The sequence below is a fragment of the Pseudomonas sp. EYE_354 genome (genome assembly GCF_023148575.1).
Taxonomy (GTDB): domain Bacteria; phylum Pseudomonadota; class Gammaproteobacteria; order Pseudomonadales; family Pseudomonadaceae; genus Aquipseudomonas.
On the sequence record NZ_JAHXNQ010000026.1, the window covers coordinates 28,409 to 49,786 of the forward strand.

11 protein-coding genes and 1 pseudogene are annotated in these 21,378 nt (G+C 60.5%); 3 read left to right on the forward strand and 9 right to left on the reverse strand.

Annotation, left to right across the window (positions count from 1 at the left end):
* Nucleotides 1-2: 2 nt before the first annotated feature.
* From KZX66_RS25490 to tpx, 7 genes and pseudogenes are all read right to left on the reverse strand, one after another.
* A complete protein-coding gene (locus tag KZX66_RS25490) occupies nucleotides 3-749 on the reverse strand; it encodes an SDR family oxidoreductase (RefSeq protein ID WP_248083973.1) in 747 nt (248 codons plus the stop codon).
* Between the two features lie 54 nt (nucleotides 750-803).
* Nucleotides 804-1,100: pseudogene (locus KZX66_RS25495) on the reverse strand (EAL domain-containing protein); the annotation flags it as partial.
* A gap of 47 nt (nucleotides 1,101-1,147) precedes the next feature.
* Nucleotides 1,148-2,617: an efflux transporter outer membrane subunit gene (locus tag KZX66_RS25500; protein ID WP_282446066.1), complete on the reverse strand. Its 1,470-nt coding sequence runs from the start codon at nucleotides 2,615-2,617 to the stop codon at nucleotides 1,148-1,150.
* A complete protein-coding gene (locus KZX66_RS25505; protein WP_248083974.1) occupies nucleotides 2,614-5,721 on the reverse strand; it encodes an efflux RND transporter permease subunit in 3,108 nt (1,035 codons plus the stop codon). The genes KZX66_RS25500 and KZX66_RS25505 overlap by 4 nt, the downstream gene beginning before the upstream one ends.
* A complete protein-coding gene (locus tag KZX66_RS25510; RefSeq protein ID WP_248083975.1) occupies nucleotides 5,718-8,819 on the reverse strand; it encodes an MdtB/MuxB family multidrug efflux RND transporter permease subunit in 3,102 nt (1,033 codons plus the stop codon). The genes KZX66_RS25505 and KZX66_RS25510 overlap by 4 nt, the downstream gene beginning before the upstream one ends.
* Entirely contained in the window at nucleotides 8,816-10,114 is a 1,299-nt protein-coding gene (locus tag KZX66_RS25515) for an MdtA/MuxA family multidrug efflux RND transporter periplasmic adaptor subunit (protein WP_248083976.1), read from the reverse strand. Before KZX66_RS25515 ends, KZX66_RS25510 begins: the two co-directional genes overlap by 4 nt.
* A 231-nt stretch (nucleotides 10,115-10,345) precedes the next feature.
* Nucleotides 10,346-10,846 carry a thiol peroxidase gene (tpx, locus tag KZX66_RS25520; RefSeq protein WP_248083977.1) on the reverse strand — a complete coding sequence of 167 codons (501 nt, stop codon included), beginning with the start codon at nucleotides 10,844-10,846 and terminating at the stop codon, nucleotides 10,346-10,348.
* 221 nt (nucleotides 10,847-11,067) lie between these two features.
* On the opposite strand from tpx, the gene KZX66_RS25525 reads away from it, so the two are divergent.
* The 3 genes from KZX66_RS25525 to KZX66_RS25535 all read left to right on the forward strand — a co-directional run bounded on the left by KZX66_RS25525 (nucleotide 11,068) and on the right by KZX66_RS25535 (nucleotide 18,983).
* The gene (locus tag KZX66_RS25525; protein ID WP_248083978.1) at nucleotides 11,068-16,596 is read left to right on the forward strand and encodes a DUF6543 domain-containing protein; all 5,529 of its coding nucleotides are present in this window, start codon (nucleotides 11,068-11,070) and stop codon (nucleotides 16,594-16,596) included.
* Nucleotides 16,597-16,715: 119 nt separating this feature from the next.
* On the forward strand, nucleotides 16,716-18,005 hold the full coding sequence (locus KZX66_RS25530; protein WP_248083979.1) for a glycosyltransferase: 1,290 nt from the start codon (nucleotides 16,716-16,718) through the stop codon (nucleotides 18,003-18,005).
* Between the two features lie 72 nt (nucleotides 18,006-18,077).
* A complete protein-coding gene (locus KZX66_RS25535; protein WP_248083980.1) occupies nucleotides 18,078-18,983 on the forward strand; it encodes an AraC family transcriptional regulator in 906 nt (301 codons plus the stop codon).
* A gap of 360 nt (nucleotides 18,984-19,343) precedes the next feature.
* Here the strand turns inward: KZX66_RS25535 and KZX66_RS25540 are convergent, their stop codons facing one another.
* Together KZX66_RS25540 and KZX66_RS25545 are read right to left on the reverse strand one after the other, a co-directional pair.
* Complete coding sequence (locus KZX66_RS25540) at nucleotides 19,344-19,805, reverse strand: DUF6392 family protein (RefSeq protein ID WP_248083981.1); 462 nt, start codon at nucleotides 19,803-19,805, stop codon at nucleotides 19,344-19,346.
* Nucleotides 19,805-21,271 carry an S-type pyocin domain-containing protein gene (locus KZX66_RS25545; RefSeq protein WP_248083982.1) on the reverse strand — a complete coding sequence of 489 codons (1,467 nt, stop codon included), beginning with the start codon at nucleotides 21,269-21,271 and terminating at the stop codon, nucleotides 19,805-19,807. The genes KZX66_RS25540 and KZX66_RS25545 overlap by 1 nt, the downstream gene beginning before the upstream one ends.
* Nucleotides 21,272-21,378: the final 107 nt, after the last annotated feature.

Genomic DNA, 21,378 nt, shown 5'->3' on the forward strand with positions numbered 1-21,378 from the left:
ATTCAGCGGCCGCCGCCCAGGTCCAGAAACGTACCGGTGGCGTACGAGGCTTTATCCGACAACAACCAGATAATCGCTTCCGCCACTTCATCCGGGCGCCCGCCGCGGGCCATGGGGATGCCGGACTCCAGTTTGCTGACCCGGTCCGGGTCGCCGCTCAGGGCATGGAAGTCGGTGAAGATGTAGCCGGGGCGTACCGCGTTGACGCGAATGCCCTCGCCGGCGACTTCTTTCGACAAGCCGATGGTGAAGGTGTCGAGTGCGCCCTTGGAGGCCGCATAGTCAACGTATTCACCCGGCGACCCCAGACGCGCGGCCACCGACGACACGTTGACGATGCTGCCGCCCTGCCCGCCATGCTTGGGCGACATGCGCAACACGGCATGCTTGGCGCACAGGATCGGCCCGAGCACGTTGGTTTTCATGATTTTAAGGATGCGGAACTCGGACATTTCATCGACCCGCGACTTGTGACCCACGGTGCCGGCATTATTGACCAGTGCCGTGACACGGCCCAATTCGGCGTCGACCCGGTGGAACAACCCGATCACTTCATCTTCGATGCTCACGTCGGCCCGCACTGCAATCGCCTGTGCACCCAGCGCGCGCACCTGTTCCAGCACACGGTGGGCGGCGTCTGCGTCAGATTGGTAATTGATGCAGAGGCGATAACCCTGGCGCGCCGCCAGCAAGGCGGTCTCGGCGCCAATCCCACGACTGCCCCCGGTGATAATGAGCACTTTGTCCATGCGTGTGATCTCCTGTCTCAACCTGATGGATGGGGTCGGTCCCAAGAATACCCGTCACTCACCGCCTTTGTCAGGCGCCTGCGCCGCTTCGACACGGCGGATATCGGCCATGAATGCCTCCGCCGGCAACGAGTGCCCAAGCAGGTAACCTTGCAGGGCGTTACAGCCCAGACGCGTGAGGAAGCGCTGCTGCGCATCGGTTTCAACACCTTCGGCGACAGTCCTCAGGCCCAGGGCCTGGCCGAGGGCGACAATGGCCGAAACGAGGGCGGCTTCGTGCTCCAGATCACGCACGAAGCCTCGATCAATCTTCAACTCGTTGGCTGGCAGGCGCTTGAGGCACATCAGGCTGAAATCAGGTCTTCGATGTCAACAGGTCGAATCAAAAGACAATAAAATCAATCACTTATACTGATCTTTGTGTCACCATCCCAGCCACCGCCCAAGGCTGCGATAAGTTGTACACTCGCCACCAGGCGGCTTTGCAGCAACGTCAGCACGCTGCGTTCATTACTTAGTGCAGTGGCCTGCACGGTCACCACATCCAGGTAGGCGATCAGCCCGGCTTTGTACTGGTTCTGGGTCAACCGCAGGGACTCGCGCGCGCCTTCGAGCGCTTCATTGCTGACCACCGCCTCGTCTTCCAGCACCTTGAGCTGCACCATGTAGTTCTCCACCTCACGGAAACCATCCAGCACGGTCTGGCGGTACTTGGCCACGGTTTCGTCATAGCTGGCCACGGTGCGGTCGACTTCCGCCGAACGCTGACCGCCGTCGAACAGGGTCATCGCCAGTTTCGGCCCCACCGACCAGAAGCGGTTCGGCAGGCTGATCCAGTCGGCATAGGTGCTGCTGGAATAACCACCGGCCAGGCTCAAGCTCAGGTCGGGGTAGTACGCGGCCTTTGCCACGCCGATATTGGCGTTGGCGGCGATCACCGAGCGCTCGGCCGAAGCGATGTCCGGGCGGCGCTCGAGCAGTTGCGACGGCAGGCTCACGGGGATCTGCGGCAGCGCTGGAATATCCTTGCTCACCGCCAGGTTGAAGTTGGCCGGCGCCTCGCCGATCAGCACGGCAATCGCGTTTTCCAGCTGGGCACGCTGCCAGATCAGGTCGATCAGACTGGCCTGGGTGGTCTTGAGCTGGGTTTGCGCCTGAGCCACCGCGTCCTTGCCGGAGACACCGGCGCGGTATTGGTTTTCGGTCATTTGCAGGGAGCGCTGGTAGGTGTCCAGGGTCGCTTGCAGCAGGCGGGTCTGCTCATCCATCACACGCAGTTGCAGGTAGCTCTGCACCAGCTCCGACTGCTGGCTCAGGCGCATCGCCGCCAGGTCCGCCGAACTGGCTTCGGCGCTGGCCTCGTTGGCTTCAAGGCCACGGCGCAGCTTGCCCCAGATGTCGGCTTCCCAGCTCACACCCAACTGCGCGTTGAGGGTGTCACGGATGCCACTGCTGGAACTGCTGAGGCTCGCACTGCTGCTGCCGGTGCCCTGGCTGGCGCGGGTTTTACCGGCGCTCAGGTCGACGGTGGGGTAAAACGCCCCGCGCGAACTGCGCGCCTGGGCCTGGGCCTGGCGAAAGCGCGCTTCGGCCTGGGCCACGGTCTGGTTGGCGTTATTGAGGCGCACCACCAGCTCGTTAAGCTGACGGTCGCCATACAGCTCCCACCAGGCGCCACGGGCCAGGGAGTCGCTCGGCGTGGCCTGGCGCCAGCCCTGGGCTTGCTTGAACTGGGCCGGCTCGATCACCTCCGGGCGCGTGTAGTCGGGCCCCACCGCGCAGGCGCTGAGCAATACGCCGCAAAGCAGCAGGCTCGCCATGCGAGAACCACGATACAGGGCCAATCGAGCCAGGGTTGAGTCGGTCATAGCGCAGTGTCCAGGGCAGCATCGGTACGCACGCCGCGCCAGGCGTTGAAGCGATGGCGTGCGCGGTCGAGGTAGAGGTAAACCACCGGGGTGGTGTAAAGGGTCAGGACCTGGCTGAACACCAGGCCACCAATGATGGTCAGGCCCAGTGGGCGACGCATTTCTGCGCCGTCGCCCGTGCCGAGCAGCAAGGGCAAGGCGCCGAGGATCGCCGCTAAAGTGGTCATCAGAATCGGCCGCAAGCGCAACAGGCAGGCGCTGCGAATCGATTCCAGGGGGCCCATGCCGTCGTTACGCTCCAGTTGCAGGGCCAGGTCGATCATCAGGATCGCGTTCTTCTTCACCACGCCGATCAACAGGAACAGTCCGAGTAAGGAGATCAGACTGAACTCCCCCCCTGTCAGGTAGATGGCCAGCATGGCGCCGACTCCGGCCGACGGCAGGGTCGAAAGGATCGTCAGCGGGTGAATGTAACTTTCATACAGAATGCCCAGCACCAGGTACACGGCGACCAGCGCGCCGAGAATCATAAACGGCTGGCCTTTCTGCGTGGCGGCAAACGCATCGGCGGTGCCGGCCATCTTGGCGATCACGTCTTCCGGCAACCCGACCTTGGCAATCGCCCGCTCGATGGCGGCGGTGCCCTGCTCCACCGTGACCCCTGGCGCCATGTCGAAGGCGATGTTTTCCGAGGCGAACTGGCCTTCGTGACTGACGCGGTCGTCGGCCAGACTGTTTTCATAATGGGCAATGGTCGACAGCGGCACCCGCGCGCCGTCGGCGGTAATCACCTGCATCTGATTGAGGGTGATCGGGTCCTGGGCGTATTTGGGATTGACCTCCATGACCACCTGATACTGGTTGAGGCTGTCATAGATCGTGGATATCTGCCGCTGGCTGTAGGCGTTATTGAGCACCGCCGTGACCATGTCCATGTCGATGCCCAGGCGTTTGGCCTGATCACGATCGACAATCAAGGTCACCTGCGCCGCGCCACGGCCTTCACGGGCGTCGATGGCGGTCAGTTCCGGCAGCGCACGCAGCGCCGCCACGACTTTCGGGTACCACAGGCGCAGCGCGGCCAGGTCGCCGCTTTGCAGAATGTAGGAATACTGCGCACTGGTCTGGTCGCGGCTGCCGCCAAATTGCAGGTCCTGGTCGGCCATCAGGAACAGGCGCCCGCCCGGCACCAGCGGCACGTCCTTGCGCAGGCGCTCGATCACCGCCTGGGCAGAGATCTTGCGCTCGCTGATGGGCTTGAGGCGCACCAGCATCACCGCGTTGTTGGTGCCGTTGTTGCCACCGATAAAGCCGGCCACGCTGAGCACTGCGGGGTCTTTGAGCACCGCCTTGCGAAAGGTTTCCATCTTGGGCTGCATCACGCTGAACGACAGGCCGTCATCGCCGCGCACAAAGCCGATCAACTGGCCGGTGTCCTGCTGGGGCATGAAGGTTTTCGGCACCACTACGTAGAGTGCCACGTTGACGCCGACGGTCAGCAACAGGCTGAGCAGCGTCAGGCGGCGGTGGCGCAAGACCCAATCCAGGCTGCTGGCATACACCGCGACCATGCGGTCGTTGACCTTCTGGCTCCAGCGCTGCAACCCGGTCAGCTGGCCTTTGACATGGGGCTTGAGCCAGCGGGCGCAGAGCATCGGGGTCAAGGTCAGCGAGACGATCAGCGACACAATGATCGCCGCCGACAAGGTGATGGAAAACTCGCGAAAAAGGCTGGTGACGATGCCCCCCATGAACAGGATCGACAGGAACACCGCCACCAGCGAGACGTTCATCGACAGCAGGGTAAAGCCGACTTCCTCGGCGCCCAGGTAAGCGGCTTTCATCGGCGGCACGCCGTCGTCGATATGCCGCGAAATATTTTCCAGCACCACGATCGCATCATCGACCACCAGGCCGGTGGCCAGGATCAACGCCATCAACGAAAAGTTGTTCAGCGAGAACCCGTACAGGTACATCACCGCAAAGGTGCCCACCAGCGAAACGGGCACCGCCAGAGTGGGGATCAGCGACGCGCGGAAATTGCCGAGGAACAGGTAGACCACCAGGATCACCAGCCCCACCGCGATCAGCAGGGTCATCTCAGCTTCGTGCAAGGTGGCGGTGATCACCGGCGAACGGTCCATGGCCAGGCTCAGCTTGACGCTGGACGGCAACACCGCCTGCAGCGCCGGCAACTGCGCCTTGATCTGCCGGACGGTCTCGATGATGTTGGCGCCGGACTGGCGGTTGATCACCAGCAGCACCGCCTCCTCGTTGTTGAAGAAACCACTGTTATAGCGGTCTTCGACGCCATCGGTGATCTTCGCCACATCCGACAGGCGCAAGGCCGCGCCATTCTGGTAGCGAATCAGCAGCGGCTCGTAGTCCTTGGCTTTTTCCAGCTGGTCATTGGCCTGGATCTGCCAGTTGCGCTCGCTGTCTTCCAGCGAGCCCTTGGGCCGGCGCTGGTTGGCATTGGCGATGGTGTTGCGTACATCGTCCAGGGCCACGCCGTACTGGTCGAGGGCCTTGGGTTCGAGTTCGATGCGCACCGCCGGCAAGGAGCTGCCGCCGATCTGCACTTCGCCCACGCCCGGCACCTGGGACAGGCTTTGGGACAGGATCGTGGAGGCCAGGTCGTAGAGTTGGCCTTTTTGCAACACGTCCGAAGTCAGCGACAGCACCATGATCGGCGCCTGGGACGGGTTGATCTTCTTATAGGTAGGCATGCTGCGCATGCCGCTGGGCAACAGGTTGCGCGAGGCGTTGATGGCCGCCTGCACCTCCCGTGCCGCGCCGTTGATGTCACGGTCGGAGTCGAACGCCAGGATCACCCGCGTGGAGCCCTGGCTCGACGAACTGCTCATGGTGGTGATGCCGGCAATCGAGCCGAACGAGCGCTCCAGCGGCGTCGCCACGGTGGAGGCCATCACCTCGGGGCTCGCCCCCGGCAGGCTGGCCGAGACCACGATCACCGGGAAGTCGATCTGCGGCAACGGCGACACCGGCAACAGATTGAAGCTGACCCCGCCCAACAACATGATCGCCAGGCTCAGCAGCAAGGTGGCGACCGGCCGGCGAATGAAAGGTCCGGACAGGTTCATGACTCAACCGGCTCCAGGCGTTGCGGTTCCTTGCGCCAGCGACGGCCCAGGCGATCGAAGTACAGGTAGATCACCGGGGTGGTGAACAGGGTCAACACCTGGCTCACCAGCAAACCGCCGACCATCACCAGGCCCAGGGGCTGACGCAATTCCGCGCCGGAACCAGTCGCCAGCATTAACGGCACCGCACCGAACAACGCGGCCAGGGTGGTCATCAGAATCGGCCGGAAGCGCAACAGCGCCGCTTGATAGATCGCCGTCTGCGGGTCGAGGCCCTGGTTACGTTCGGCTTCGAGGGCGAAGTCGATCATCATGATCGCGTTCTTTTTGACGATGCCGATCAGCAGGATGATTCCGATGATCGCGATCATGCCCAGGTCATTGCCACTGAGCAGCAGCGCCAGCAAGGCCCCCACCGCCGCCGACGGCAGGGTAGACAGAATGGTGATCGGGTGGATGTAGCTCTCGTAGAGCACGCCGAGCACGATGTACATGGTGACCACCGCCGCCAGGATCAGCAGCAAGGTACTCGACAGCGAGGCTTCGAACGCCTGCGCCGCGCCCTGGAACTGGGTCTGCACGCCCACCGGCATGCCGATGTCTTTCTGTGCCTGGTTGATCAGCTCCACGCCTTTGCCCAGCGCGACGCCGGGGGCAAGGTTGAATGACATCATCACAGCCGGAAACTGGCCGATATGCGCCACGGCCAACTGCGCCTGGCGTTGCTCCACCCGCGCCAGGCTGGACAAGCGTACCTGGCCGCCATCGGTAGTTTTTACGTGAATCTGGTTCAGCGCTTGCGGCCCCAGGGTTTCACCGGATTGGGCCTGCAGGACCACGCGGTATTGGCTGGCCTGGGTGTAGATCGTCGAGATCTGCCGCTGGCCGAAGGCGTCATACAGCGCATCGGTAATGGTCGCCACGCTAACGCCCAGACGCGAGGCGGCATCGCGGTCGATCACCAGGTATACCTGCAGGCCTTTGTCCTGCAGGTCGCTGGCGACGTCGGTGAGTTCCGGCATCTGGCTGAGGGTGTGCACCAGCTTGTCGCTCCACAGCGCCAGCAGCTCGGCGTCCGGCGAGGACATGCTGAACTGGTACTGGGTGCGACTCACGCGGTCCTCGATGGTCAGGTCCTGCACCGGCTGCATGAACAGGCGGATGCCCACCAGCTTGTCGATCTGCGGTTGCAGGCGGGTGATCACCTGCGCGGCGCTCACGTCGCGCTGACCGTGAGCCTTGAGGTTGATCAACAGGCGGCCGCTGTTGAGCGTGGCGTTGTCGCCGTCCACACCAATGTAGGACGACAGGCTTTGCACCGCCGGGTCGGCGAGGATGATCCTGGCCAGCGCCTGCTGACGCTGGCTCATGGCCGCAAAGGAGATGGACTGTGGCGCCTCGGAAATACCCTGGATCACCCCGGTGTCCTGCACCGGGAAAAAGCCTTTGGGCACCACCAGGTACAGCACCACCGTCAGGCCCAGGGTGGCGATGGCCACCAGCAGGGTCAGCGGCTGATGCTTGAGTACCCATTGCAACTTGCGCCCGTAGGCTTCGATCAACCAGTCGATCCAGGCGCCGCTGGCCTTGTAGAAACGGCCTTGTTCCTCGGCCTTGGGTTCACGCTTGAGCAGACGGGCGCACATCATCGGCGTCAGCGTCAGCGACACCACCAGGGAAATCAGGATCGCCACGGCCAGGGTGATGGCGAATTCGCGGAACAAGCGACCTACGACATCGGCCATGAACAGCAGCGGGATCAGGACCGCGATCAGCGACAGGGTCAGGGAAATCAGGGTAAAGCCGATCTGCTTGGCGCCCTTGAGCGCGGCCGCCATCGGGGTCTCGCCTTCCTCGATATAGCGAGAAATGTTCTCCAGCATCACGATGGCATCGTCCACTACAAACCCGGTGGCGATGGTCAGGGCCATCAGCGTCAGGTTATTGATGGAGAACCCGGCCAGGTACATCACGCCAAAGGTACCCACCAGCGACAGCGGCACGGCAATCGAGGGGATGATCGTGGCGCTGACCCTGCGCAGGAACAGGAAGGTCACCATGACCACCAGGGCAATGGCGATCAGCAATTCATGCTGCACGTCCGTTACCGAGGCGCGGATGGTTTGGGTACGGTCGGTGAGGACGGTGACGTCAAGGCCGGCCGGCAGGTTGTCGGTGATGCTCGGCAACAGCGCCTTGATGCGGTCCACCACCTCGATCACGTTGGCACCCGGCTGGCGCTGAATATTGAGCAGCACCGCCTGGTTTTCGTTGGCCCAGGCGGCAAGGCGTTCGTTTTCGGCGCCGTCGACGATTTGCGCCACATCCTTAAGGCGCAACGGCGCGCCGTTGTTGTAGGCCAGGATCAGTTCGGCATATTGCTGGGGCGAGACCAACTGGTCGTTGGCGTCGAGCATCGACACCCGCGTCGGGCCGTCGAAATTGCCCTTGGGCTGGTTGACGTTGGAAGCGGCGATCAAGGTGCGCACGTCCGACAGGTTCAAGCCGTTGGCCGCCAGGGCTTCGGGATTGACCTTGATGCGCACGGCCTGGCGCTGACCACCGGCGATGCTGACCATGCCGACGCCGCTGATCTGGGCAATCTTCTGCGCCATGCGCGTGTCGACCAAGTCATTGAGCTTGGGCAGCAGCATGGTTTTGGAGGTAATGGCCAGGGTCAGCACCGGGGTATCCGCCGGGTTGACCTTGTTGTACACCGGCGGTGCGGGCAGATCCTTGGGCAGCAGGTTGGTGGCGGCGTTGATCGCGGCCTGCACCTGTTGCTCGGCGACATCCATATTGATGTCGAGGTTGAAGCGCAGAGTCAGCACCGAGGCGCCACCGGAACTGGTGGACGCCATCTGGGTCAGCCCCGGCATCTGCCCGAACTGACGCTCAAGGGGCGCGGTGACCGCGCTGGTCATGACATCGGGGCTGGCGCCGGGGTACAGCGTCATCACGCGGATGGTCGGGTAATCCACCTGGGGCAAGGCCGAGACCGGCAACAAGCGGTAAGCAATGATGCCGGCCAGGACGATGGCCAGCATGCTCAGGGTGGTGGCGACCGGGCGAAGGATAAACAGCCGCGACAGGTTCATGAACCGACCTTTTGCGCCTTGCCGGCGGTGGTGCCGGTCTCCCCTTTCGCCGCAGGCTTGCCTTGCAGGTGTTCGGTCGGGGTGGTCGGCACTTCACTCGCGTCGTTGACCACTTCGATTTCGCTGCCGTCCTTGAGCCGGTCGGTACCTTCCAGCACCACACGGTCACCGGCCACCAGGCCTTGCTTGATCACGGTGTTGTCGCCGTCGGTGTCACCCACCACCAGCGGCTGGACCTTGACCTTCTTGTCACCGTCGAGCTTGTAGACGAAGGTGCCGGTGTTGCCGAACTGAATCGCGGCGGACGGTGCCAGCACCACGTTGTGCAGGGTATCGGCCAACAAGTGCACGTTGACGAACTGGTTGGGGAACAGCGCCTGGTCCTTGTTATCGAAACGTGCCTTGAATTTCAGGGTGCCTGTGGTGACGTCGATCTGGTTGTCCAGGCTTTGCAGCACGCCGGTGGCCTGGCGCTTCGCGTCGCCACGGTCCCACGCTTCCACGGGCAGCTTGTTGCCAGCGTGGTAACGGGCCAGGACGGTTTCCAGGGTGTTTTCCGGCAAGGTGAAGGCCACACTGATCGGCTGCGTCTGGGTGATCACCGCCAGGGCGGTGGTGTCGTTGGCTGCCACCAGGTTGCCAACATCAAGCTGACGCAGGCCGACGCGCCCGGTAATCGGTGCGCGGATCTTGGTGAATTCAAGGTTGAGCCTGGCGTCATCCACCGCGCCCTGATTGGTCTTGACCGTGCCCTGGTATTGCAGGACCAGCGCTTCGGCGGTGTCCAGGGTTTGTTTGGCGATACTGTCCTGGGCGTAGAGGCCGCGATAACGCGCCACATCGACCTGGGCGTTCTTCAACTGGGCCTGGTTCTGCATCAAGGTGCCCTGGGCCTGGAGCAAGGCGTTCTGGTAGCTGCGCGGGTCGATTTCCGCCAACAGATCACCGGCCTTGACCATCTGCCCTTCTTCAAAGGCGATCTTCACCAACTCACCGCCCACCCGGCTGCGCACATTGATGGTATTGAGCGCCGTGACCGTGCCCAAGGCCTTGTAGTACACCGGAAATTCCCCCAGCACCGCCGGCGCCACACGCACCGGCACCGGGCCGGTGGAGCCGCCGAAGCCTGGCCGCGCCATGCCGGTTTTACCGGTGTGCCCGGCCGGTGCATCTTTGTGCGCCGCGCCGCTTGGCCAGAACTTCCAGCACAAGCCGGCGACCACCAGCAGCACAAGCAGGCCGAACAGCCAACGACGGGAATTGCGGGGGGAGGATTGCATGGAGTGATCAACCATTGGGCGCGAGAGCTTCTTCTTCGGGAGGCTGAAAGATAAGCACTGGGGCGCATTAAGAAAAGCGCCTTTACCGGCTATTTACCTTGGGCTTACAACTTTTAACGGCAGCGCTTAGTCCGCCGGCTATTTCCCTAAGCGTCTGAAGCACAAATGAAAACGGCCTGGACTAGGCCAGGCCGCAATCATGTACCACCGGTGTTACTGCAACACGACAGTCTTACGCAGAAACAATTACTTCAAAACAGCAAGGGCCGCTTCATAGTTTGGCTCTTGGCCAATTTCAGCAACCAGCTCGCTGTGCAGCACCTTGTCGTTTTCGTCCAGCACCACTACGGCACGGGCGGTCAGGCTGCGCAGGGGGCCGTCAACGATGTCCACGCCGTAGTCTTGGGAGAATGCAGCGCTGCGGAAGTCCGACAGGCTTTTGACGTTGTCCAGGCCTTCGGAACCGCAGAAGCGTGCCTGGGCAAACGGCAGGTCCGAGGAAATGCACAGCACGACGGTGTTATTCAGCTCGTTGGCCTGCGCGTTGAACTTACGTACCGAAGTCGCGCAGGTCGGGGTGTCGACGCTTGGGAAGATGTTCAGCACTTTGCGCTTGCCGGCGAAAGTGGCCAGGGTTACATCCGACAGATCGCCGGCGGTCAGGGTGAAGTCAAGCGCCTGGGTGCCGACTTGCGGCAGTTCGCCTTCAACCTGTACCGGGTTACCACGAAGGGTGACTTGAGCCATGAACGGAATCCTTATGCTGGGTTTGGTTAAACGAATTCGAGAGGCAGAAGTTAAACACAAACTCGGATATGCACCTATAGACAAAACCTCATCTCGCTCGCGGCGCCCGCCAAACAGTTTGTTAAACACCCATCAGGAACGGTTCTGCGTTGCGCTCCACCCAGTGGCGGATTAGCCGACATTGCGAGGACGGCTAGCAACTATTTATCAAAGGAATCTCCATGCCCCCTCTTCTGTCGGCGTTTCAGCCGTCCCATGCATCAGTGCAACAAAACAGCCATGCCGCAGGACAACCTGTCGCGAGTGGCATGCCCAGCACGCCCAAAGACGATCAACCCTGCGAGGCGGCGGATACACGGCCACGCGCTCGACGCAGCGCACCGCGCCTGGTCAGCATGGAGACGCCGCTTATCACGCCGAAAGCGCAGAAGGCCGCCGAAGCGCAGGTCAAGCAGGCCGACCGGGTGGTGGCGCTGCAATTGGCCGCCACCCTGATGAACCGGGTAGTTTCACTAGAACCTGGCGGTGTCAACACCCGGCCCAGCCGGTTCGTGTCCGACATCCCTCGTGGCTCGACCTTTGGGCTGGCCTGGTCGCGTTTGACTGCGGCCCTCAAAGCAGAACCTTTTGCAAGCTATGCCAAAACCCATCACATCGACACCTCCAGATGCACGTTGGACCACCGACTCGGAACGCTGCAGTGCAACGTTGACGGCAAACTCGTGACGTTCGGCAAGGATCTACCGGGCTGGGCACAGGTCAGCGCGCAGGTCATGGCAGTGGCCCGCGAACTGGCGCCAACCCTGGGTTTTGTGGTGTATGCAGGCGAGCAGAGCACACGGTACGAGCTGATCCAGGCCTTCTATGGCGCAAGCTACGCAAACACCAAGACCGCCACCCTGGACTTTATCCGTTTCATTCAGCGCAACCATTCATTTCCCGCCTTGTACAGCGAGACTCAAGAGCGCGTTGAGATCAAACCTGAGTACGCGGCTGTAAAACAGCGCCAGCTGGACGCAATCCAGACCACTGCCTGCCGACTCACAGAAAAACCCGAAACGGCTTCACCCCAACAGGCCGGATCCTGGGCAAGCCGGGTGAATGAGGCTGATCTACAGCTGGCGCGATCAGCCGGTTCCTTGTTGTGGGAAGAGGATCTGCCGGTATCGGGCAGGGAGGACTTCAGCCGCGCCAGCATGTTACCGCCCGAAGACTCCACCATGGGCCAACTGCTTAAAGCCCTCGATGATGCCCTGGCCGCGCCGGCGTTCCAGGCCTTCGCGACAAAGCACAATATTGTGCTGGAAAGCATCAACGTTGCCCCTCACACCGGCGACCTGATGTGTGAGGTATACGGCGCCAACGGTGAGGTGACGCGCACCGTGTTCACGATGGGCGATGCCTCAGGCTGGTCTGCGGTCGCTGGCGAGATCGTGGCCTTGGCCAAAAGTCTCGCCGCAGGCTCGACCACCGCAGTGCGCAACCCGTTAAAGCGCAGCGCAACCTATCCGCGCGAGTTCATCCTGAACTTTTACGCGCAGAGTCGGAATTTCAGCGGACTGAAGCAGAAACTGGAATTCTTCTGCGGACTGATTAAAGAAGGCTTCAGCGCCGCAAGGATTAGCAACCCGACCAGCGATGAACGCTCTCGGGCCTTCCAGGAGAAACGCCGTGCCGTCATCGCAGGTCTTGAGAACCCCGGCCCGGCAAACCCGGACGGCGCAAATCAGGCGGCGCTCGACCCGGCCAGCGAACTGCTAAGGACGCTGTTTGCCGGTGAACCGCGCTTGCACACGCTGATCACGCAACGCTTGGACGCCGCCATTAAGTCAGGCTCAAACGGCACACTGGATGTGGACAGCAACCATGTAACCCTGGCCCAGCCCGATCCGGACAATCCGGGACAATTCATCCACACCCCGCTGGTGCAGATCGCACTCGCTCGCCTTACTGGCAACGACACCCTTGAGTTGAGCGATCAGGACAAGCTGTTCGACACCCGGCCCGGCCACACATCACCCACTCCCTTGACATCGACCATCCCGCTTGATGTTGCGATGGGATCCATCAGGCTGGCATTGCGCGAACTCCCGGCGCTGCTCAATGACTACTACGCCGAAGCCAGGGCCGCGTATTGGGAGCAGCCCGCCTTTGGCGTACCGGCGTCGGGCAACACCGGCCAGACATCGGGTGCCGGCCATGTCTACAACGGTAGCCGCAAAGCGTTGCTCAGCGATCTGTTGCGGGAAAATCTGCTGCAGGCGGGCTTGAATCAACCGGGGCTGGATGATCTGCAACGTGAAGCCATCGACACCGTAGTGCGCTATCCCGAGGCCTCCACCCGTCCCGAGGTACAAAACAGAGGCAAACCCGACGTATACGCGGTGAAAACCGGCGCAACTGCAGAGGCCACGCCAAACCTGCTGATTCATCGCCTGGTCGACGGCCGGCCGGAAATCTTTCTGCTGGTGGAATCTGACGGAAAAATTACCCCTTATGACTCCGCAGACGCCCTGGCGGCGGCGAACATCCATTTCGAGCTGCCGCTGATCGACAATATATTTGCGGCTCAGGCGGCCAGTCTCATCAACAGGCGTTCGGGCACGCCCCTCGCGTCAAATACGCCCGCCGCGGCCTCTGCAAGTACGCCCACGCCCGAGGCAAAATTGCCAGGGTGGATCGAAACGGCCGGTGACGCCGAACGCTTTGTCCTGCGCGACCTCGCCTTACAACTGGCCAGTTTTATACGACGCCATCAGGGTCGCCTCTACAACAGTGGCATCCCGACAATACGTTCGTTTGCCTTGAGCGAATTCAACGCAACGCTACCGTCGCCACGGCTCTACACGGCCGAGGATCTGGAAGTTGTGTTCAAAACCCCGGTGGGCACGCTGAGCAACGGCTTTATCGAACGCAAAACCATGAGCCTGGCCGATGCACTCCTGCAAAATCTTTCAGGCCTGCCCGATGGGCAGATCGAGGTGTTTTACAAGCCAGGAAATGTGCGGATCACCGCGCTTGAAAAAGAAGGCGCGCTCAAAAAAATCATCCAGGACCTGGACATCGGCAAGCGCTACGGTGAGCTGCTCAAGCGTGAACTGCTCGACGACCCCACGACTAAAGCTCAAAGAATGCAGCGGTTCGCCCAAGGGGTACCGATTGACCTGAAGATCAAGGCCCTTGAGCTGGCAACCAAAGGACAGCAAGGGGTTGACACCACCGGGTTCAGGTTTATCACGCAAATCCTGAAGGCTGAACCCGGGACAAAGATCGTCGATGGGCAAGAGATCGTTATCCGCCCGCTGGCATTCGACCGCAAGGCTGATGGCAAGGTCGACGTGGTGGAAAACATGTACCTGATTGAGCCCAAAGACCCCGAAAAGGGCCCCCACGTGCTTTATCGTCCGTTGATTTCCGATGCCCCCTTGATGCAATTTTCTACCCGCGAAGCCTTGCTCGAAGCGATCCAGAAGCCGGGCAAATTGCAGCAAGACGTTTTGGCCTGGCTCCCTGGCGAAGACATCCGCAAGATCTACACAGGTGAAGGTTTTACCCATCCGAACCTGATCATTCTGGGCTTCAATACAGGTACTTTGTTTACCGGTCCGGCACCCGCCACCCCGTTGGCCACCGATGGGTTCGAGGCGGCTCGAACGCTGCAACAAAAGCTTCAGGATGGCCAGTTGATGAGCCACCTGTACGAGGCCCATGTTCGCAGCCTGCTGACGCTGGCCGATGAACAGTCAACGTCCAACGAGGAAAGCCGCTGGGCATCCCTCAAAAAAGGCGGCTACCTGCTGCTGAACGCCGTACTACCGGCCCTGCGCGGGCCGGGCGCGGTGATCGGGGCCGCGCTGCAGTTGGATAACATGTTGAATGACATTGAGAAACTGAGCGGCGATGACCAGCGCAAAAAGGAAGCCGCCGCAGCGGATCTGCTGGTCAACTTCGCCAGTGTGCTGGCTCATTTTCAGCCCCGATCGGCCACTTCCTCCCTGCGTACACCATCGATTGGGCAACGGACCGAAAGCCGGCTGTCCTCACCCGACCCTGTGCCTGCGCCTGACGCCGCCCGTTACCGCATTCGATTGGGCGGTCCGGTCAAAGACGTCACCCCTGTCGATGGCGAAATTCAAACGTTCGTCGACGAGTACAACGGCGCCAGGCGCATCAATATCATTGGCCATGCCGCTGAGCCGGCGCCAGGTCAGCCCGCACGCATTTTGGGCGAAAACGAAATGGGCTACTCCGCTGAACAGGTCAATAACGAACTCCTCGCACGCGGCATCGACATCCGAGACTACCCCAATGCCCGAGCCTTCTTCTGCTACTCAGGCCACGGCGGCGCAAAATCATTTGCCTCGGCGCTGCATTCAATTACCGGGGTGCCCGTCAAAGGGTTCGAAGGGCAGGTTATTACCGAACTCACCGATGGTGAATTCCCCGCGGATGTCTATCAGCGAGCGCTGGCCGCCAACAAGGCCAAATACCCGCAGCTTTGCGCCAGCGATATTGAGTGGCTTGCGAAAATCGAGCTTGATAACACCTACGCTGAAAAACCGATTCTTGCCAACGTCTTCAAGCAACAGGGCACGCCGATCGAGGTCAATGTCGGAACGCTCGAACAACCGGTGTACACGACAATAAACGTCGACTACCGGCCCGTCCGTTTCGGCCCTCCCAAACAACAATCGCCTGCTCAGGCGCCCGTGCGCCATACCGGCAAGGAACTGCGCAGCCTGGTCGAATACCAGGGATTCAAACGGCTTTCCGAGTCCGAAAAAATCGCTGAAAGCGTTGCCTTCAGCGTCTCTGACGACGCTCAATTCGAGTACTTTCTCGATGGACCAAAAGGCGGCAAAGACACCCGACTGAACATCGTTGGGCATGGCGATAAGGGCGGCGTCACCTTTAAAAGTGACTTGGCGGGTGCGCACACCCACACCCCTGAGTCGCTCGCCAGACTCATCGCCCCTCTTCTACAGAAAACCGGCGCCACCCGCATTCGGCTGCTGAGCTGCAAGTCTGCGGCAACAGGCTTCGCCCAGGCCCTGTCAGAGCAGTTGAACGTGCCGGTCAAAGCGCCCGTCGGCACTGTTTCACAGTTTCAAGTCGCCCCGGACAGGTACTGGTTTTTGGAAAAACACCCGAACCCACGCCGCCCCCATGACCACGAATGGAAAACCTTCGAGGGCGCGTCCGATGAGACACAGGCGCCCACGTCCAAGGACGACACAAGCGAGGCCGCGCCCCCTGCGGCGCCGCAAAAAGTCGATGTTTCAATGGGGTACTCTCACACCGTAGAAGATGGCACGACGGTGTTGACCACGCGCAGCCTGACCGACTGCTCGGCCGTGGCCGTTCTGACCGACTTGAAAGACGGGATTTATCAGAAACGCACACTGATGCATTTAACCGGCAGCAATCTGGAGCATGGTTTGTTGGACCAGGACGCCCAGCAGCTTGTGCAGGCATTGAATCGCTCGTTGGACAAGGGTGGGAAAGTGATCTTTGTCGGCGGTGTGAGTTCTGACTCCGCCGTTGGCATGGGGGTTATTGTCGGCCAGGAATATGAAGGCCGAAAGCCGCTGCTGGAGCTGCTGAAAAAGCCGGGCGTGCAGACGACAATCGCCAGCTCCGTCGGGGTCACGATCAATCCTGACGGGACATTCAACTTGGTCGAGGGCACCGGCAAAGGGGTGTTCAACCCCAACATGGTCAGGGATGTGATGGACTTTGCGGTCGATTGACCTCAAGGGCTGACCAGACGCCTGCCGTTTTCGCCACCGCCGACCAACACCAGGGTCGGCTGTGGTTTAATTGCGGCGTTTTGCCATGCCCTTACCCCCGCCGCCAAGGAACTTTTTTGATGAATCAGCCCGCCACCAAAGTCCTGGTCATTGGCTATGTCTGGCCGGAGCCGCGCTCCTCGGCCGCAGGCGGGCATATGATGCAAATCCTCGAGAGTTTTCTTACGCAAGGCTGGGACATCACCTTCAGCAGCCCTGCCGCACTCGGCGAGCACAAGGCCGACCTGCTCAGCCTGGGTATCGCCGAATGCGCCATCGAGCTCAATAACAGCAGTTTCGACGATTTTATCCGCGAACTGGCCCCGGACATCGTGCTGTTCGACCGTTTCATGATGGAAGAACAATTTGGCTGGCGCGTGGAAAAGTGTTGTCCGGATGCCCTGCGGGTCCTCGAAACTTCCGACCTGCAAAGCCTGCGCGACGCCCGTCACCAGCGTCTCAAGGACCACCTCAAGGCACACCCTGACAGCAACGACTTCAGCGCCCTGTTCGCGCCCGCCCTGCCGGAGGAATTCCAGCTGATGGCCGACACCGACCTGGCCAAGCGCGAGATCGCCGCGATTTACCGCTGTGACATCAGCCTGATGATTTCCGACGTGGAAATTCGCCTGCTCACCGAACAGTTCAAGGTGCCGGCCGCCCTGCTCCACTGGTGTCCACTGATGATGGCGCCGCCGAGCGGTGCTTTCGCGCCCTTCGAAGACCGTGCGCATTTTCTGAGCATCGGCAATTTCCGCCACGCGCCGAACTGGGACGCGGTGTTATGGATGAAAAACAGCCTGTGGCCGCTGATTCGCCAGCAGCTGCCGGGGGCGCAGTTGCATATCTACGGCGCCTACACACCGCCCAAAGCCACCGCGCTGCAAAACCCCGCCCAAGGTTTTCATGTCATGAACTGGGCCGAAGACGCCCTGCAAGTGATGACCGCCGCGCGTATCTGCCTGGCGCCGCTGCGCTTCGGTGCCGGTATCAAGGGCAAACTGGCCGATGCGATGTTGTGCGGCACGCCGAACGTCACCACACCGATTGGCGCCGAAGCCATGGGCGATGAACAACCATGGCCCGGCCTGATCGAACAGAGCGCACCAGCCCTGGCGGCCGCGGCCGTCGCCCTTTACCAGGACCGCGAGCGTTGGCACCAGGCCCAGGCACATGGCCGTCAGCTGCTTGCCCGTCGTTATGACCAAGCGATCCACGGCCCTGCACTGGTGGCCTGCCTGGAACGCTGCCGACACCAACTCGCCGCCCATCGCCGCACAAACTTCACCGGCAGCATGCTGCGCCATCACGCGCATAAAAGTACCCAATACATGTCCCAATGGATCGAGGCCAAAAACCGCCTCGTGTAAACGCCGACGCTGGCGAGGTGGCGCGCGAGGGGGCATTATCCTACGCAGCAACCACAATAAAGCGACGGCAGCATGACCCGAGCAACGCGAATCACAGACCCTTCCTACGAGCTGATGGACGATCACAACGGTCTGTCCATCATCTATCGCCAGCACGGCTTCCCCTGCCCGCTGGTGCGCTGGCATTTCCACAAGGAATACGAGCTGCACCTGATCGTCGCCAGCTCCGGCAAGGTGTTTATCGGCGACTACATCGGTAACTTCTACCCGGAAAGTCTGTTCCTCACCGGCCCCAACCTGCCCCACAACTGGATCAGCCAGGTCGAAGAAGACGAGGTGGTGCCCAAGCGCGACATGCTGGTCAATTTCACCGAGGACTTGCTTGACGGCGGCAGTCAGATCTTTACCGAGCTCAAGACCCTGACGCCGCTGCTGGAACGCGCGCAGTACGGGATTGAATTCCGCTGCAAAAAAACCATCGCCCAGGCCATGACCCTGATGCAGCGCATCGAAGACGCCCAGGGCATGGCGCGCCTGGGGCATTTTTTCATCCTCCTTGACGTGCTGAGCGCCTGTGAGGACTACCAACTGCTGTCCGGCGCGACCACGCCACAACTGGCTGACGAACACAGCATCGACCGCACCAACCGCGCCGTCGATTACATCTTTGCCCATTACGCACGCGAGTTGCCGCTGGAGGAAGTGGCGGACTACCTGGGCATGAAACCGACGTACTTTTCACGGGTATTCAAACAGGCCACCGGGCGCACGTTTATCGAATTCGTCAATCGACTGCGCATCAGCAAGTCCTGCGAATTGCTGGCCGATGGCGATAAAGCGGTCACGGATGTGTGTTTTGAGTCGGGGTTCAACAATATTTCCAACTTCAATCGGCGCTTTCAGCAGCTTAAGGGCATGACGCCGTCCCACTATCGGCGGTTGGCGGTGCAGCGGTTGACTGAGCAGAATCTGGCTTGAAATAAATTAAACTCACTGGCTTATTCTCCGTCAGACAACAACGCTGAACTGATTCATCGGGAAAACGAACGGGGGCGGCAAACTGCCTTTGTAAACGGAATCTCTCGCGCCGCTTTTAATAAGCGCTAATAAAACCTTCTCAAATATCTTATTTTCTTTGGCAAATCAGAATTCCACGCCCTCAGCCGGAAACTGAACCCACTCTTCGTTTTCAGGGGTATCCAACAACGGCGTCAATGAGTCACTGGAAGCTAAGCTCTCATTGATCAAGTAGGAACAGCACAGGCAAGCGATACGCCAGTGTTACCACTGGCGATCATGCTGGCCGTTCGACTGCTCTATGGCTGGGGCAAGCCCCTCTTAATTGATCAACGAGAAACTGATATTGTTCACAGCAAAACTTTCAAGATAGCTAATTATAATTTTTGCACTCGGATGCAATTCGCTGGGCAGCCTATATGCGTCCCATCCCCCTCTTATTCCCAGCCCACCCGGAAGCCTGGCGCGACCTCTCGACTCCATAGGTTCTCCCAGAGCGCTACGCACACCTTGCTGATTCATCATCAGTGAAAATGGAGTGGGTAACCCTCCGGTGTAAACCGGTTGGCCGACCGTCGGGATGAATGTGATCAGGATCTGTTTCAGGGACTTGGTCGTGTCACTGAAGAGCAACTCCACGCCATCTACTGGATGCATGGTTGGCCAATCGCTGTCCTCAAACGACTTCACCAGCGGTTGGTCGGGTATCTTTCCATCGGCTACAAGTTCGGTGAAACCAAGCCCTAAACTCTCCACCCACAATTTAATCGTTGGCGCGTCCATCAATACCACCCCATTTCTTTATTGATTTTATGCATTTTGGTCCGCGCATCTTCAAGGTCCGCTTCTTTAAACCCTTCTTCAAGCATGTAGGGCTTTATTGCATAAAAATTCCGATCTACCGCACCTCGTAAATCAGCAGCATCCACCTGTTGTTTGAATTTTGTGTTTCTGCCTCCGAAGGTCTCACTGTATTTTTGGTGAACCCGAGACGGTATCGCGATGCTTGCGGCGTTTTTCATTGCATGTTTTCGTTCAGCCTCTCCAAGATGTAGGAAATTTTTCACCAAGTAACGCTCTAACGCTGCTTGGGAAGGCATGTGATCCAAGTGCATTCCTTCTCTAGGCCGTCCACTGAACGCACCATAAATATCAACCTCCAACGGCCTGACCGCCGACTTGGCAAACACCAAATACAACGGCGGCAAACCCGAATCAGCCGGAAACGAAATGATCGTATCCTGCCAGGTAACATCCTCAGCTTCGCGCCCAGGGTAGTGACTGATTGCCGAATCCTGCCCCACGGCAACCGGATGCACGAACAAATTATCCAGGCGCTCCGATGTACCTGGGTACGGACTCGGCGCATTGACCACCGGCCCTTTATTTGGCGTCCAGGTAATGCTGATGCCATCCAGCACGGCCACCATCGCGCTTTTGTCCGTATTCCATCTAGCTTGCGCAACGGGTACACGATCAGCGCCACTGTCAGCCTTGGTATGTATGCCGTAAACACGCAGCTCACCTGACTCATCCTGGCGAAACTGAAACCGCACCCGTGTACTGGCCGAGCGCATTCCTGCCAGTTGTTCCGGGGTATATAACGTTGAATCACCGATATCCCGTGGCCAGAAAGCCAGCAGCATGACATTGAGTGCTGCACTGGCGCCTGCCAGCCCGCCGCGTACGGCCCAGGCACCCAGGTCGCTGCCGAGCGTTCCTGCGATCCTCCCGACAACGCCCGCCGTACCGGTCGAAGCCATGACGGCCGTGGTGCCAAAATTTCTGGCGTGTTCAGGGCTCGTTCCCGCAGCCGTGGAACCGACCGGCACCGAAACGCACGACTTGGCGAACACGCACGCGTCAGCGGCACGACTCATCGCGCCGGGCGCAGAGAAGCTCGAAACAGGAGGGGTGCGTGGGCTCGGCCCTGTCCAAATGGAGGTGTCGCGCTGGGGTTGTGTGCCGAATTCCTGACACTTAAAGCGCTGATTGGCGATCAGCTCCGGCGGTGGAACGCATTTACACCTGCAGAGATCACCCTCCAGCGCCGCTTGTTTGCCGCCCCATGATTCGCACAGGCGAGGGCCGGCAAGCTCAATGACGCCTTCAGTGCCGCATGCCGGACACGCAACCCGGTCGCCCTCCCTGGCGATCATTTGGCCGTTGAAACTGGTTCGCTCCATGCCGCTGATCACTTCGCCGCCTGCGGTGGTCTTCGCGCCCGTCATGATGTTGTAGCGCCTCACCTGTGGCGCTCCAGGCAGAAGTCGAGGGTGGCGTTGATTGGGCGAGTTGATTGTTGGATTTGGGTATCAGCGTCCTTCATGTCGCTTCCTTTTTTAGGCGCGCAGGG

Excerpts from the sequence above, each read along its gene's own strand:
- KZX66_RS25490 (WP_248083973.1), bottom strand. The coding sequence starts at position 749 with ATGGACAAAGTGCTCATTATCACCGGGGGCAGTCGTGGGATTGGCGCC.
- KZX66_RS25500 (WP_282446066.1), bottom strand. The coding sequence starts at position 2,617 with ATGACCGACTCAACCCTGGCTCGATTGGCCCTGTATCGTGGTTCTCGC.
- KZX66_RS25525 (WP_248083978.1), top strand. The coding sequence starts at position 11,068 with ATGCCCCCTCTTCTGTCGGCGTTTCAGCCGTCCCATGCATCAGTGCAA.
- KZX66_RS25505 (WP_248083974.1), bottom strand. The coding sequence starts at position 5,721 with ATGAACCTGTCCGGACCTTTCATTCGCCGGCCGGTCGCCACCTTGCTG.
- tpx (WP_248083977.1), bottom strand. The coding sequence starts at position 10,846 with ATGGCTCAAGTCACCCTTCGTGGTAACCCGGTACAGGTTGAAGGCGAA.
- KZX66_RS25510 (WP_248083975.1), bottom strand. The coding sequence starts at position 8,819 with ATGAACCTGTCGCGGCTGTTTATCCTTCGCCCGGTCGCCACCACCCTG.
- KZX66_RS25515 (WP_248083976.1), bottom strand. The coding sequence starts at position 10,114 with ATGGTTGATCACTCCATGCAATCCTCCCCCCGCAATTCCCGTCGTTGG.
- KZX66_RS25530 (WP_248083979.1), top strand. The coding sequence starts at position 16,716 with ATGAATCAGCCCGCCACCAAAGTCCTGGTCATTGGCTATGTCTGGCCG.
- KZX66_RS25535 (WP_248083980.1), top strand. The coding sequence starts at position 18,078 with ATGACCCGAGCAACGCGAATCACAGACCCTTCCTACGAGCTGATGGAC.
- KZX66_RS25540 (WP_248083981.1), bottom strand. The coding sequence starts at position 19,805 with ATGGACGCGCCAACGATTAAATTGTGGGTGGAGAGTTTAGGGCTTGGT.